General features: G+C 42.2%; 15 protein-coding genes. 10 read left to right on the top strand and 5 right to left on the bottom strand.

The genetic code is table 11. From position 1 onward, the window contains the following. Nucleotides 1–8 precede the first annotated feature (8 nt). Both feoB and CYG50_RS20590 read left to right on the top strand, forming a co-directional pair. A complete protein-coding gene (gene feoB / locus CYG50_RS20595; RefSeq protein WP_102138813.1) occupies nt 9–2327 on the top strand; it encodes a Fe(2+) transporter permease subunit FeoB in 2319 nt (772 codons plus the stop codon). An 11-nt stretch (nt 2328–2338) separates the two neighbouring features. After that, complete coding sequence (locus tag CYG50_RS20590; RefSeq protein WP_102138812.1) at nt 2339–2572, top strand: FeoC-like transcriptional regulator; 234 nt, start codon at nt 2339–2341, stop codon at nt 2570–2572. A 48-nt stretch (nt 2573–2620) separates the two neighbouring features. On the opposite strand, the gene bioH is transcribed toward CYG50_RS20590, so the two are convergent. Further along, nucleotides 2621–3400, bottom strand: a complete 780-nt coding sequence (gene bioH / locus CYG50_RS20585; protein WP_102138811.1) for a pimeloyl-ACP methyl ester esterase BioH — start codon at nt 3398–3400, stop codon at nt 2621–2623. A 54-nt stretch (nt 3401–3454) separates the two neighbouring features. Between bioH and CYG50_RS20580 the strand changes: the two genes are divergently transcribed. The 7 genes from CYG50_RS20580 (at nt 3455) to CYG50_RS20550 (ending at nt 10567) form a co-directional block, all read left to right on the top strand. Next, on the top strand, nt 3455–4138 hold the full coding sequence (locus tag CYG50_RS20580; protein WP_102138810.1) for a DNA utilization protein GntX: 684 nt from the start codon (nt 3455–3457) through the stop codon (nt 4136–4138). Nucleotides 4139–4201: 63 nt separating this feature from the next. Continuing rightward, complete coding sequence (gene nfuA, locus CYG50_RS20575) at nt 4202–4780, top strand: Fe-S biogenesis protein NfuA (RefSeq protein WP_004266130.1); 579 nt, start codon at nt 4202–4204, stop codon at nt 4778–4780. 89 nt (nt 4781–4869) lie between these two features. Next, on the top strand, nt 4870–5193 hold the full coding sequence (gene glpE / locus CYG50_RS20570; protein ID WP_004262879.1) for a thiosulfate sulfurtransferase GlpE: 324 nt from the start codon (nt 4870–4872) through the stop codon (nt 5191–5193). Between the two features lie 16 nt (nt 5194–5209). Next, nucleotides 5210–6055 (top strand): rhomboid family intramembrane serine protease GlpG, encoded by an 846-nt coding sequence (gene glpG / locus CYG50_RS20565; protein ID WP_102138809.1) that lies wholly within the window; start codon nt 5210–5212, stop codon nt 6053–6055. A 28-nt stretch (nt 6056–6083) separates the two neighbouring features. After that, the gene (locus CYG50_RS20560) at nt 6084–6842 is read left to right on the top strand and encodes a DeoR/GlpR family transcriptional regulator (RefSeq protein ID WP_004262881.1); all 759 of its coding nucleotides are present in this window, start codon (nt 6084–6086) and stop codon (nt 6840–6842) included. 290 nt (nt 6843–7132) lie between these two features. Then, nucleotides 7133–8638: a glycerol-3-phosphate dehydrogenase gene (gene glpD, locus CYG50_RS20555; RefSeq protein ID WP_102138808.1), complete on the top strand. Its 1506-nt coding sequence runs from the start codon at nt 7133–7135 to the stop codon at nt 8636–8638. 357 nt (nt 8639–8995) lie between these two features. Continuing rightward, nucleotides 8996–10567, top strand: a complete 1572-nt coding sequence (locus CYG50_RS20550; RefSeq protein ID WP_102138807.1) for an ATP-binding cassette domain-containing protein — start codon at nt 8996–8998, stop codon at nt 10565–10567. A 42-nt stretch (nt 10568–10609) separates the two neighbouring features. On the opposite strand, the gene CYG50_RS20545 is transcribed toward CYG50_RS20550, so the two are convergent. From CYG50_RS20545 to CYG50_RS20535, 3 genes are read right to left on the bottom strand one after another with little or no spacing between them, the layout of a single operon-like run. Continuing rightward, nucleotides 10610–11134, bottom strand: coding sequence for a DUF2569 family protein (locus CYG50_RS20545; protein ID WP_181490009.1), 525 nt, complete (start codon nt 11132–11134; stop codon nt 10610–10612). Nucleotides 11135–11166: 32 nt separating this feature from the next. Then, nucleotides 11167–11520 carry a DUF488 domain-containing protein gene (locus CYG50_RS20540; RefSeq protein ID WP_102138918.1) on the bottom strand — a complete coding sequence of 118 codons (354 nt, stop codon included), beginning with the start codon at nt 11518–11520 and terminating at the stop codon, nt 11167–11169. 40 nt (nt 11521–11560) lie between these two features. Next, nucleotides 11561–12073 (bottom strand): DUF2569 domain-containing protein, encoded by a 513-nt coding sequence (locus CYG50_RS20535; protein ID WP_102138806.1) that lies wholly within the window; start codon nt 12071–12073, stop codon nt 11561–11563. Between the two features lie 160 nt (nt 12074–12233). Between CYG50_RS20535 and CYG50_RS20530 the strand changes: the two genes are divergently transcribed. Then, entirely contained in the window at nt 12234–13133 is a 900-nt protein-coding gene (locus tag CYG50_RS20530) for a DNA-3-methyladenine glycosylase family protein (protein WP_102138805.1), read from the top strand. Nucleotides 13134–13195: 62 nt separating this feature from the next. Here CYG50_RS20530 and poxB read toward each other — a convergent pair whose 3' ends face one another. Further along, nucleotides 13196–14920, bottom strand: a complete 1725-nt coding sequence (gene poxB / locus CYG50_RS20525; protein ID WP_102138804.1) for a ubiquinone-dependent pyruvate dehydrogenase — start codon at nt 14918–14920, stop codon at nt 13196–13198. Nucleotides 14921–15377: the final 457 nt, after the last annotated feature.

Genomic DNA, 15377 nt, shown 5'->3' with positions numbered 1-15377 from the left:
CAAACACTATGAAACGATTAACGATCGGCTTAATTGGTAACCCCAATGCAGGCAAAACGACCTTATTCAACCAGCTCACAGGGTCAAGGCAGCGGGTCGGTAACTGGGCGGGGGTCACTGTTGAACGAAAAGTGGGCCGCTTCCATACAGATGACCACAAAATCGAACTTGTTGACCTACCCGGCACCTATTCTCTGACCACTATTTCTGAGCAAACCTCTCTTGACGAACAAATCGCCTGCTACTTTATTTTAAGTGGTGAGGCAGACATGCTCATTAATGTTGTCGATGCGTCTAATTTAGAGCGTAACCTCTACCTGACATTGCAATTAGTCGAGTTAGGCGTTCCATGTATTGTCGCCTTGAATATGTTGGATATCGCTCAAAGCCAACATATTGATATTAATATTGCTGAATTAGAAAAACAGCTCGGCTGCCCTGTGATCCCAATGGTTTCAACTCGAGCAACTGGTATCGATAAACTGAAAAAAGCCATTGATACACATCCACAAAATAGCCAGCAAGCCCTTGTGGAATATCCAGCACAGTTATTGCAAGCTGTAGACTCACTATCTGAACAAATTTCAGCACAACAATTTAGCCACCAGCAGCGCCGCTGGTTAGCATTACAGATCCTCGAAGGGGACATATATAGCCGCCAACGCGCAGAAATATCTGAAGGACAATTGCTGGCGATACGCCAAACACTGAAAGAAGGCTTAAACGAAGAACCTGAATTACTCATTGCCGACGCACGTTATCAATCTATTGCGACCATTTGCAATGCTGCGATTAACAATAGTGCCGCTGAACCAAATCGACTAACACAATCACTGGATAAATTTATTCTGAGCCGTTGGCTCGGCGTACCTATTTTCTTGTTTGTGATGTATTTGATGTTCGTTTTAGCCATCAACATCGGTGGCGCCTTACAACCCTTCTTTGAAGGTGCGTCAGAAGCGATATTTATTCATGGTATTCAGTGGGTTGGTGCCTACTTTAGCTTCCCTGATTGGCTAACTATTTTCCTTGCCCAAGGTGTTGGTGGCGGTATTAACACGGTTTTACCGTTAGTGCCACAAATTGGGATGATGTATCTGTTTCTTTCAATACTGGAAGATTCTGGCTATATGGCGCGAGCCGCTTTCGTGATGGACCGCCTCATGCAAGCCTTAGGTTTACCGGGTAAATCTTTCGTGCCTTTGATTGTCGGTTTTGGCTGTAACGTACCGTCAATTATGGGTGCACGCACGCTCGACGCACCGCGCGAAAGGCTAATTACGGTCTTAATGGCACCATTTATGTCTTGTGGTGCAAGATTGGCTATTTTCGCCGTTTTTGCTGCCGCTTTCTTCGGCAAAAATGGGGCGAGCGTGGTCTTTTCACTCTATATTTTAGGGATTGTTGTCGCTATCTTAACTGGGTTACTACTAAAACATACTCTAATGCGTGGCGAAGCCTCTCCGTTTATCATGGAACTTCCGGTTTACCATGTGCCACATATCAAAACACTGCTGATTCAAACATGGCAGCGCCTAAAAGGCTTCGTGGTACGTGCAGGTAAAGTCATCATCGTTGCCAGTATCTTTATTGGCGCATTAAATAGCTTCTCTTTCTCTGGTAAACCTGTTGATAATATAAATGATTCCGCACTGGCTTCTGTCAGTAAAGTGATAACCCCTGCTTTACAGCCTATCGGTGTTCATGCAGATAACTGGCAAGCAACTGTTGGGTTGATTACCGGAGCGATGGCCAAAGAAGTGGTAGTGGGAACACTAAATACCCTGTATACCGCTGAAGCCATTACTTCTGAGCCGTTCGATGCAGAATCTTTCAATTTATGGGAAGAACTGGGAGATGCGGTTTCTGAAACTTGGGATAGCTTAAAAGAGACCTTTACCTTAAGCGCGTTATCGAACCCTATTGAAGCCAGTAAAGGCGATGGAGAAATGGAATCCGGCTCAATGGGTACCATGGCAGCGAAATTTGGTTCAGGAATTGCAGCCTATAGCTACCTCATCTTCGTCTTACTGTATGTGCCTTGCGTCTCAGTAATGGGTGCTATTGCACGTGAAACCAATAAAAGTTGGATGAGCTTCTCCATTCTGTGGGGCTTAAATGTGGCTTATAGCCTTGCGGCTCTGTTTTACCAAGTTGCCACATTTAGCGAACACCCACAAAGCAGCTTGATTACTATAGCCGCGGTTGTTCTGTTCAACCTTGCCTTGTTCATATTCTTACGTCGCATGCGTAGCCGCGTAACCCTGAACATCAAGAACAGAACCGCAGAGCAATGTTCTGGCTGTTCAAGTGATGCGTGCCACTAAGGAATAAAACGATGACTAGCTTGCTGCAAATAAGAGATTTAATCGCCTTATATGGGCAAGCTGACATCGCGCTACTCAGTGAGCAGCTAAATACACCGGCTCCATTAATTCAAGCAATGGTTGAGAAACTCGTTAGCTTAGAGAAAATTGAACAAGTCGATATCAGTGCTTGTTTAACAGGCAGTAGCTGTAAAGGCTGCCCTGAAAGCACTGATTGCACTCATTTTGTATATAAAATCAAATAATAGGCACACCACAAAAAAATCAGCCTCGAATTAGGCTGATTTTTTTATTTATTCCTCGATACGACTTTGAAAATCCAACAGGTATTCGCAAAACTCATCAGGATGAGAAATAAATGGTGCGTGAGCACTATTTCGAACAATGACAGATGGCGAATTAGGGTAAAGTTCATCTAAAATTGGCACTATTTTGCGCGGTACCAAGCCATCGAGATAACCATAAATACGCAAGAAAGGAATAGGTAACAGCTTTAATTCCTCGCGCAAATCTTCGGTGCGCAATGATTCAAGCCCTGCATTTAACGTTTCAACCGTTGGAATAGGCTGTTCGAGTACCACAGATTTCAAGGTTTTTGCGTCGTTTCTGGCGCTTTCTGTCCCTAATGTCTGCAATGCTAAAAAACGCTCGACTGTGCGATGAAAATCAGCCGAAAGTTGCTGCTCGAAACCTAATAAAACCTCTGGCCGGATCCCTGCCCAACCGTTTTCTTCGGCTTTAAAACACGGGGAGGAAGCAACCGTAATGAGCCCTTTAACTTCATAGGGATGGTCAAGCGCGATACGGCTTGCAACTAGCCCGCCAAGTGACCAACCAAGCCAAATCGCGTTTTTAGGTGCTTGTTCCCACAAAATATTCGCCATCGATTGAATATTCATGGGGGAAAAACCTTGGCTACGCCCATAGCCCGGCAGGTCAACCAAATGAACCCGAAAGTGCGAAGCGATTCGCGGAATAATTGTTTGCCAGACTTGGGCATTCAGCCCCCATCCGTGCAGCAACACAAGATCTTGTTTACCTTCACCAACGGTCTGCCAATATAACTTTGCCATCGTTACACTCTCTTCATTCATTTATTTGTCAATTCGTTTTAACGGGACGCTACTATGCTAACAATGGAAGGGGGCTGCTGGCTATGCCATCAATCACTAAAGTTACCTCATCAGGGCGTTTGTAGTTTTTGCCTCAAAGGACTGCCTAAAATGCCAACTTGCTGTTTACGTTGTGCTTTACCCTGTGAACAGCCGACCATGGAATGCGGACGCTGCCTAAAGAGCCCACCCCCATGGCAGAGAATTATCACTGTAACCCCCTACCAAGCCGCTTTACGCATGTTAATTCATCGTTTTAAATTTCAAAAACAACCTCAGCTTGCTTTTACTTTAGCACGTATCTTTGCATTATTTTGGCTCACAGGTTATCGCCAACAACAATGGCAAAAACCGGACTTAATCATCACCATTCCACTGCATCGTCGCCGTCTATGGTGGAGAGGATTTGACCACATGGCATTAATAGGCGAAAATTTGTCCAGATGGTTAAATATCCCCTATTCGCAAAATTCATTATCGCGTAGTCGTGCTACACTGGCACAGACTACACTAAAACGTGAGTATCGCCGAAACAACCTAAAGGGAGCATTTACCTTAAACGACTCTGTTTCAAACCTACATGTTGCTGTTATTGATGATGTTATTACAACAGGTTCTACCATGAATAGCGCAGCACAATTGTTGATTTGTACGGGAGCGCATACTGTTGATGCATGGTCACTGTGTCGCACCTTGTAGGAAAGGGGTAAATGGGCGTATTATAACCAACTAAAGCAGTCAACTATTATTGAGCAAATGATTATGATTAATATTACTGAAGCAGCACAGGCTCATTTTGCCAAGTTGTTGGAAAATCAAGAGCCAGGAACTCAAATCCGTGTTTTTGTTATCAACCCAGGCACGCCAACCGCCGAATGCGGTGTGTCGTACTGCCCTCCGGGTGCCGTTGAAGCCACAGATAAAGAACTAAAGTTCGAGAAATTATCTGCTTATGTTGATGAAATTAGCGCCCCATTCTTGGATGATGCCGAAATTGACTTCGTCACCGACCAACTCGGCTCACAACTGACGTTAAAAGCACCAAACGCCAAAATGCGTAAAGTCTCTGATGACGCACCATTAATTGAGCGTGTTGAGTATGTTTTACAGTCACAAATTAACCCACAACTTGCCAGCCACGGTGGCCGTGTTTCCCTGATGGAAATCACCGACGAAGGCTTTGCAATTTTGCAATTTGGTGGCGGCTGTAACGGCTGTTCAATGGTCGATGTCACCCTTAAAGAAGGTATCGAGAAAGAACTTCTCAAAATGTTTGAAGGTGAGCTAAAAGGCGTTAAAGACCTGACCGAGCACCAACGTGGCGAGCACTCTTTCTATTAATCAATACCACGAATATTTGGCACTCGGTTCTTTACGGGTGCCTATCATTTAACCTTTTATGGGTTGTTACCTACTGTATTCGGTATTTTATGGACCATTTTGAAACATTAACACCAGAGCAAGCCTATCAACATTGGTTAGACGGCACCGCCATACTGGTAGATGTGCGAGACCCACAAAGTTTTCGTGCAGGCCATGCGAGTGGGGCCTATCACCTCACCAATGAGTCACTGAGCCAATTTCTAGAACAAACGGATTACGAACAACCTGTTATGGTGATGTGTTACCATGGGCACAGTAGCCAAGGTGCTGCACAGTATCTGATCAACATTGGCTTTGAATCTGTATATAGCATCAATGGTGGATTTGAAGCCTGGTTAAGGGAATATCCACAAGCCGTTACGGCTCTCTAGATGAGAAAACGCATTCATGATCCACATCACCTCCTTTGCTAATCCCAGAATGGCGCAAGCTTTTGTTGACTATATGGCGAGCAAAAATATTCACCTAAAAATAAAGCCATCACAAGAACAAGCCGTCTTTGAGCTTTGGCTAGAAGATGAGCAGCTTCAACCTCAAGTCCAAAAAGAATTAGATATTTTTCTACAAGACCCAAATCACCCTCGCTACTTAGAAGCCAGTTGGCACACAGGAAGCGCAGATACTCAATTTCAATATCGCAATTATCTAACTTGGGGTTATCTTAAAGAGCAATCTGGCCCTTTAACTATCGCTGTTATTTTATTGTCGATTGTTGTATATCTTTGGGTAGAAATGACCGATGCTCGAGAAGTTCTACGTTATTTGGCATGGCCTATTGGCGACCAACAAACGGAACTTTGGCGTTGGTTTAGTCCTGCATTGGTGCACTTTTCGCTATCACACATTGGTTTCAATCTTGCACTATGGTGGTTTCTCGCTGGGCAAGTTGAGCGAAAACTCGGGACGGGCAAGTTATTCACTATCTTACTGGTCTCTGCGCTATTTAGTAACTGGGGGCAATCGCTATTTAGTGAAAACAACTTTGGCGGCTTATCCGGTGTCGTCTATGCCCTTGTCAGCTATGTGTGGTTAACGGGTGAACGTCGGCCAGAAAGTGGCGTTAGCGTTCCTCGAGGGTTAATGATTTTCTCCATTATCTGGCTTTTTTTCGGTTACTTCGATGTTTTAGGCATGCATATCGCCAATGCCGCACATACTTCAGGGTTAATTATCGGCTTATTAATGGGAGTATGGGATAATAGACACAGTTTTAAACACCAGAGCTCCAGATAAAACATTTTAATAATTAGAGGCTAACGCTGTGAAACAAACCCAGAGACATGATGCAATAGTTGAGCTTGTGCGTCTTCAGGGATATGTCAGTACTGAAGAACTCGTCGAACACTTTGAGGTTAGCCCTCAAACAATCCGTCGAGACCTCAATGATCTCGCTGAACAAAATAAAATTCAGCGGCACCACGGTGGCGCAGCACTGCCTTCAAGTTCTGTAAATGCGGCCTATAATGACCGTAAAATCATGTGGTCAGATGAAAAAGCGCGTATCGCACAACATGTTGCAAGCCAGATCCCTGATGGTGCAACACTGTTTATAGACATTGGTACCACACCCGAAGCCGTTGCCCATGCATTGGTTAATCACAAAAACCTACGTGTGGTGACCAATAACCTCAACGTCGCCACGTTGCTGATGCCAAAAGAAGACTTTCGCCTCATTTTAGCCGGTGGTGAAGTACGCTCACGGGATGGCGGTATTGTCGGTGAAGCGACCCTCGATTTTATTTCCCAATTTAGATTAGATTACGGCATTTTAGGTATCAGTGGTATTGATATGGATGGCTCATTACTTGAGTTCGATTACCACGAAGTTCGTACCAAACGCGCAATTATTGAAAACTCACGCTGTGTCATGCTTGTCACCGACCATTCTAAATTTGGTCGTAACGCGATGGTTAACTTGGGCAATATGAACCTGATTGACTACTTATTTACTGACAAACAGCCACCAGATAGTATTCTCAAAGTCATTGAGCAACATAATGTTCAATTAGAGCTTTGTTAATCAAATAGTTATTCTCATGATGGTAGTCCTCACTGCCATCATGCTTCTTGCTACCCCCCTATTTTAACCCTCAGCCTTACCATCATTTTTTCTTTTTCGCGCGAAATTCTCTTTTTTCCATTGTGAATAACAATATTTTATGTGTGGGTATTGAAAAAAAATTGTTACCAATATCACGCAGTTGTTATTTTTTTCATTAATAATAGTTGGCATCACTATCTATTTTGACTACAATCAAATGAGCGAAAACGAACATTATTGAAAGTGTTTCGAACATCTCAGGGGGATGCATGGAAACTAAAGACTTGATTGTCATCGGCGGCGGGATCAACGGCGCTGGAATTGCAGCAGATGCTGCAGGTCGTGGATTATCGGTATTACTGCTCGAAGCTCAAGACTTAGCAAGTGCCACTTCATCTGCGAGTTCTAAACTCATTCATGGTGGCTTACGTTACTTAGAACATTATGAATTTAGATTAGTGAGCGAAGCATTGGCTGAACGTGAAGTGCTATTACGATTAGCGCCACATATTGCCTTCCCAATGCGCTTCCGCTTACCGCATCAGCCTCATTTACGTCCAGCTTGGATGATCCGTATTGGCCTGTTCTTATATGACCATTTAGGCAAACGTGTGAGCTTACCAAGCAGTAAAGGTTTGAAATTCAACCAAAATTCCGTACTCAAACCTGAATTAACGAAAGGTTTTGAATATTCTGACTGTTGGGTTGATGATGCGCGTTTAGTTGTGTTAAACGCTCAAGAAGTGGTACGTAAAAATGGTGAAGTTCGCACTCGCACAAAAGTGACTCGCGCTTACCGTGAAAATGGCTTATGGGTTGTTGAAGCTCAAGACTTACGTACGGGTGAAACCCATACATGGAAAGCGAAAGGGCTGGTTAATGCCACTGGGCCTTGGGTAAAAGAGTTCTTTGATGATGGCCTGAAATTAAAATCACCTTACGGTATTCGCCTGATCAAAGGTAGCCACATTGTCGTTCCACGTGCACATGATGAACCACAAGCGTATATCTTACAAAATGAAGATAACCGTATTGTATTTGTTATCCCGTGGATGGATGAATTTTCTATCATCGGCACCACTGACGTAGAATATAAAGGTGACCCGAAAGACGTCAAAATTGATGAGAACGAAGTTAACTATTTACTGAAAGTGTATAACGACCACTTCAAAAAACAGTTAACCGTGAGTGATATTGTTTGGGACTACTCAGGTGTTCGCCCACTGTGCGACGATGAGTCAGACTCACCACAAGCTATTACTCGTGATTACACATTGGATATTCACGATGAGCAAGGCCAAGCACCATTGTTGTCGGTATTTGGTGGTAAATTAACAACTTATCGTAAGTTAGCGGAAGCTGCCGTAAATAAATTAGCCACTTACTATCCAAATGCAGGTAGTCCATGGACTAAAAATGGCCAGTTACCGGGTGGTGATATCGAAGGTTGTGACCGTGATGGTTATGCACGTGTATTACGTCAACATTATCAATGGCTTCCTGAAGGCTTAGCGCTACGTTTTGCTAGAACTTACGGTAGCAACAGTAAATTGATCCTTGAAGGCGCGAATTCACTCAGTGACCTTGGTGAAGCATTCTCTGCGAATGTCTATGAAGCGGAATTACGTTACTTAGTCAAACATGAGTGGGTAACAGAGTTGGATGATGCTATTTGGCGTCGCACTAAATTGGGTATGTGGCTGAATGAAGAAGAAAAACAGCGCATTGCTCATTGGTTAGCAAAAAATGGGTTGTCAGAGAATACCTCTGCATAATCGTAAAAATCTCGTTGTTATAAAATCTCGTTGTTAATGGAAAAAGCCGGTCGCAATTGTTGACTGGCTTTTTCTATTTTTAAATCGTTTTTTCTATTTTTAAATCATTAGTACGACTTTCAGAAAAAACCCAATCACGATAAGTTGCACAAATCAATTTGACCTGTTTATAATGTATGCGAATTTATCTCTCACCCAACTTCGCAGGTACGCCTCACGATGAACTAAGCACTGCCAGAAAATATTTTCCAATACCCTTTTGGTATTCATTTTTCTGTTCCTGGCAGGCAACCGCTTTCATCGACGCTTCTTGATAAGTCAACGACGTTGTCTGTCCTCATTATTTTGGAGGTGCATATGACGATTGCTTGTCACTTTTCACAGCTCAATATTGAATTTAACCAAACCGCTCTTTTTTCACCGCTAAGTGGGACGTTGTCATGCCAAAAAAATGCCCTAATTGGCCATAATGGCAAAGGAAAATCCGTCTTGATGCGTATTCTTGCTAGCCAATTATCCCCTACGCAAGGAAATGTACATTGGAACCGCCCCTTTATCTATGTCGAGCAATTAACGCGACTAGCGGGAGAAACGCTTGTCGATGCTTTAGGTATATCTGAGCTTTATCACGCATTCTTACGCATTGAGGCAGGAAATGGTTCTTTGGCAGATTTTGAGCTCACAGAAGATAAATGGCATTTACCTTCCCAATGGCAAAGTTTATTGGACTCTGCAGGACTCTCTATCTCAATGGAAGCCCCCATTGCCCATTTAAGTGGTGGTGAACGTACTCGCCTAGCCCTTTGCCGTGCATTTCTTCATCAAGACCACTTTTTGCTACTTGATGAACCGGATAACCATTTAGATACACAAAGTCGGCAATGGCTCAGCCAGAAACTCACAGAGCACCGAGCTGGTTGTCTCGTTATTTCTCACAACAGAACCCTGTTAGGCGAAATGGATGCTATTTTTGAATTAACGGAAAAAGGGTTACACGAGTATGGGGGGAATTATGCGTTATACGATACCCAAAAAACCGCGGAAATCGCTGCAATCGATGCACAAAGTGAGCGCTTAGAAAAACGTATTCATCAAGAGAAAAAACAGCAACAAGCCACATTACAAAAAGCCGCCCAACGCAAGAAACAGGGAGAGAAAATTCGCGATGGTGGGTCGCAATCCTTATTACTGCTTGATATGCAAAAAAACCGGGCAGAGAAAAGGCAATCAAACGTCGCAGAGCGGCACCAACGGGTTATGGATAACCTACAAAATCAACAACAGGAAAACCAAGAGAAAGTCCGCCACATCAAGCCACAAAAAATGACAATTAACTATCAAAATGAAGGTAATAAAGTCACCATTTTTGCTTCTGATTTGCGTTTGCCTTATGGTTATTCGTCACCACTTTCATTCACCATATACAGTGGAGAGCATTGGCATATTCAAGGGCGTAATGGTTGTGGTAAATCAACCCTACTTAAGGTTCTTGCTGGCCTGTTGCCATCAGATTCAGGAGAGTGCCGCCTCAGTGGGGATTTTTGCTATTTAGACCAACACCTCAACTTACTCGATAAAACATTACCTGTTGCTGAAGCCCTTCATCAATACCAACCCTTGTTTACAGTAGAACAGTGGCGCACGCAATTAGGTATGTTACGAATACGAGGAGATAAATCATTACTGCCACTACAGCAGCTCAGTGGTGGGGAGCAACTAAAAGCAACACTATTGGCGCTCACACATAGCCCGAGCCCACCCGCTATTTTATTACTCGATGAACCGGATAACCATTTAGACTTGGATTCAAAACAACTACTTGAAGCGCTATTGCAGGATTACCAAGGAACACTCTTGCTGGTTTCTCACGATGAAGCCTTTATTGCAAACTGCAATATAACCCATACGCTAAATCTTTCTGATAAATAACCATACGTTAGGCCACTGCCAAAATAGGAGTGGCCGTATACTTTAATGGATAAATGTATTTTTGACGCGATGAGAAGCTAAAAAGTAGGGGATCCATAACACGCAATAAAAGCTGCCATTTATAGCGGTAATAATATTTGAGTGATTGATTTCCAAGCCAAATATATATGGGAATATAAAACGAGCAACCAATACCATTAACGTAAATAACACCATGGTGGTGATAAACAGCCACTTCGCCTGTTTTTTCCATTTAACCGCAGCGATAAATGTCCAAAGAAATAGGGCAATTAGAACACCATAACCTATTTGTAAGAGGTAAAAACCTGTCGCAAAGCCTGGAATATAAAAATCAGAATCTGCATGAGTTGCCAATGGCCATGCTGTTTGTACTTGTGAAATTTCTTGCAATAACATCATGACGGTTTTGTACAGCATATAAAACAGACCAATAACCGGTAAAATTAACCATCCACTGATCCCCTGTAACAGCTTTTTAACTACCGGGTGAGCCACTGGTGATATTATTGCGGGCTCTGTTTGCGTGGCTGATTGCTGAATATCCATTCAAATAACCTTTATTTACTATTCACTATTTACTATTTACTTTGCATTTTTTCTTCAAGAAATGCCTTGAGTACAATTGCTTGATTATGTTCTGTATTTTTAGCACTGTATAACAGTGTTAAGTCACCTTGCTTTGCTTGTGGAACCAATACCTGCCAAGCTGTTGTGTTATTAAGTTCCTGCTGATATCGCTCGATAAATTGTGCAAACTGATCGGTGTTCTGATGAAACCATTTTCGTAGCTCATTGGAAGGTGCAACGTCTTTATTCCAAGCGTCGTGTTGTAAATCTGTTTTTTTTATTCCTCTTGGCCACAGTCTATCAATAAGCACGCGATAACCGTCGTTATCGTCAACAGGGTCATAAACTCGTTTGCATTTAATCATCATTTACCTACCCAATAAGTAAACCGCAAAATTTTATTTATTAATTTACAAAGGTATTTTTAACACGCTTTGAAACTAAAAAATATGGTATCCAAATGGCACAAGCAATTAGAGCCCGAAAAATATCTTTGATATCGGAGGCTTCGACCTCTAAATCCAATAAAATACTTGCGAGTATAATATCCGTAACCGTCAAAACTAAAGAAAAGATCTGGAAAAAAATATAAATTTTAATTGTGAGCTTTTTCGTTGTAAAAAAGACATAACTGAGGAAAAGTAAGGTAGCGTATAAAATAACGTTACCTAAAACTTCAAAGTAAATTAGCTCTTTAAATAATGGAATAAATGAACTTGATTGTGGATCTGTTAATTCAACCCAATATTCAATCACTTGAGCATTTTGCCCATAAATCGAAAAAGGCAAAATAATCAAGGACAATATTATCCCTAACATGGGTAAAATAAGCCATCCACCAATACCTTTTAATTCTTTCCTTGGTTGTGGTGATGGTACCGAAGTGCCATGAGATGAACTGTGACCTTCAGTTTTCATTTACACTTCCTTATTATCCTTATTAAACAGACAAATAATATCAATACAAAATAAATAACCCTATATAAGATAGCATACCTACTCAACAAAAAATGAGTAACTAAATGCGCTAATTCACAATTATATTGCTAATAAAGAACAATCTGACAAGGCCATCATTATGCAAATATTTACCGCACAGTTACCACTCCCTACCAATTACCTCTATGGTGATTTTTTTGCCTTTCATTTAAGAGATCAACACAATGTTGCGGAAATAGTGGAAGAAAATACATTACACAAAGGCATAATATGGCAACAACATGCCACAAAAATGACATTAGAGCTAAAAAAACAACAAGCAATAATTTCATTAGAAATTGATCCCCCATCTGTCATTGTCAATGAACAAGACCTGTTAACGTTGGCACAGCATGTACTTGGCTTGAAACAGAATATTGATGAGTTCGAAAAATACTACTGTGAAAACCCAACACTGGGCCAGCTCATTGAAAAACAAAGAGGATTACGAATTTATCAATCTGCCAGTGCATTTGAAGCATTAGTTTGGGCTATTATTGGCCAACAAATCAGTGTTCACGCAGCTATTGCCATTCGTCGACGATTCATCCAAGCCGTGGGGATCCAGCACACTTCGGGTATTTGGTGTTTTCCCGATACACCACAGGTCAAATCAGTTGATGACGAAACGCTACGCCAAACGGGTTTTTCGAAGGGGAAAATTACCGCCCTCAGAGCCCTTTGTGAAGCCATCGAAAATCAACAAATTGATTTATCACAGCATGTCACTCACTCCAATGCGAATCAAATAACTGAACAATTATTAAAAATCAAAGGAATTGGCCCTTGGACTGTGAGCTATGCTTTACTCAGAGGATTCAACTACTTAGATGGCTCTTTACATGGAGATGTTGCGGTAAGGCGTAATTTGCAAACATTGCTCGATAAACCAGAACAACCCAACGCCAAAGAAACAGAAAAATGGTTAGCGCAATTCTCCCCATGGCGTGCGCTGGTTGCCGCTCATTTATGGCGTAGCCAATCAGCCGCAGGGTATTGATTAATCAAAAAAAGCCCACTTCACATTGAGAAGTGGGCTTTCCAGCTATACGCAATATCGATTTAACGTAGCCAGTTCGTTTTCACTAATTGAACGACTTCATCACCACGACCACTCATAATCGCTTTTAACATATACAGGCTAAAGCCTTTCGCTTCTTGCGCTGCAATTTCTGGCGGCATAGACAGCTCTTGTTTGGCGGTCAAGACATCAACGACCACCGGCCCATCATGGGCAAACGCTTCTTTTAATGCGCCGTCTAGGTCTTCACTTTTTTCAACACGGATCCCTTTGATACCCGCCGCATTCGCAATCGCTGCAAAGTTAGGGTTATGTAAATCCGTTCCTGCTGTCAAGAAACCGGCAACTTTCATTTCCATGGCAACAAAGCCAAGCACACCATTGTTATGAATGATGATTTTTACTGGTAATTGCATTTGAGAAAGAGAGATAAAATCGCCCATTAACATACTGAAGCCACCATCGCCACACATTGCAACCACTTGACGTTTTTTATCAACGGCTTGTGCACCAATAGCTTGTGGCATCGCGTTTGCCATTGACCCATGGTTAAAAGAGCCAATTAAACGGCGCTTACCGTTCATTTTCAAATAACGCGCAGCCCACACTGTCGGGGTTCCCACGTCACAAGTGAAAATCGCGTCATCAGCAGCTAATTCACTAATTTTTGTTGCAAGATACTGTGGATGTATTAACCCTTCATGACCCGGTTTAGCAAGATCATCTAACCCTTTTCTAGCCTCTGAATAATGTTTTAAAGCACCGTCGAGGTGTTTTGTCTCTTGTTTCGTCTCTAGGTGTGGCTGTAATGCATCCAATGTCGCTTTGATATCTCCAATCAACCCCATATCAATATGGCAATGGGAGCCCAAGCTGCCCGCATTAATATCAACCTGAATGATTTTAGCTTCACTTGGGTAGAAAGGACGGTATGGAAATTGTGTCCCGAGTAAAACGACCGTATCTGCATTCATCATTGCGTGGTAACCTGATGAAAAACCTATTAAACCTGTCATTCCAACGCTGTATGGGTTATCCCATTCAATATGTTCTTTACCACGTAACGCGTGTACTACCGGTGCTTTTAGTGTTTCTGCTAGCTTAACCACTTCATCATGGGCACCTGCGCAGCCATTACCACAGAATAACGTGATATTCTTAGACTGATTCAGCAGTTCAGCAAGTTTTTCGATTTCACTTCGCTGAGGCATAATCAGTGGAGCTTGTGGCTGATACCACGTTTCTTTCGCTGACTCTGGCGCATCTTTTAGCGCAATATCACCCGGTATCACAACAACGGATACCCCTTTATTCAGGATCGCTTTACGCATAGCGATGCCAAGAACTTGTGGAATTTGCTCTGGGTTAGAGACCATTTCACAATAATGGCTGCACTCGCGAAATAATTCAGTTGGGTGGGTTTCTTGGAAATAGTTACTACCAATTTCACTGGATGGAATATGAGCTGCGATCGCTAATACGGGCACTCGATTACGGTGGCAATCATACAACCCATTTATAAGGTGCATATTTCCTGGCCCACAAGAGCCCGCACAGACGGCTAAATTGCCGGTTAACTGAGCTTCTGAACCCGCAGCAAAAGCAGCAACTTCCTCATGGCGAGTACCTAGCCACTCAATAGCGCCTTGACGACGCAAGCTGTCGGTTAAGCCATTCAACGAGTCTCCTGTAACGCCCCAAATACGTTTAACACCTGCATTATCAAGTACTTTTGCAATATAGGATGCAACACTCTGTTTTTTCATAATGGCACTCTTTTAAGTCGGATGTGGTACCCTTGATATCTTGCAGTTCAAAATATGAAAGGGACCTTTTTAGATGTATAGCAACATTCAAAATAGAATCTTGCCATACTCGCTTATATCAAACTCAATATTGACAATAAATTGATTGTAACTAAGTAAATTCTTCATTCCTACTCATCAAATTAAATATAAGACAGAACAGCATAATCCACCGTTATTATCAAAAGAAGAGGATAGCAACAAGATAAATAAACAGGCGAGTTATTAACAACTTAAATACAATGAGAGCATCAGAAAAGGATTAGATTATCTTCATATATTATTCATCGCAACAGCGCCATTATTTCAACAATATTAAATCGCTAGCCTTATATATTTATGACAGACTGAAACTTGCCAAATGAAATGGTATTGAATTGATTTAAAACAATTTATTTTCAGCCCATTTATTATCCAA

This window comes from Providencia huaxiensis (assembly GCF_002843235.3).
Lineage (GTDB): Bacteria > Pseudomonadota > Gammaproteobacteria > Enterobacterales > Enterobacteriaceae > Providencia > Providencia huaxiensis.
This window is presented reverse-complemented; position numbering and strand designations above follow the sequence as displayed.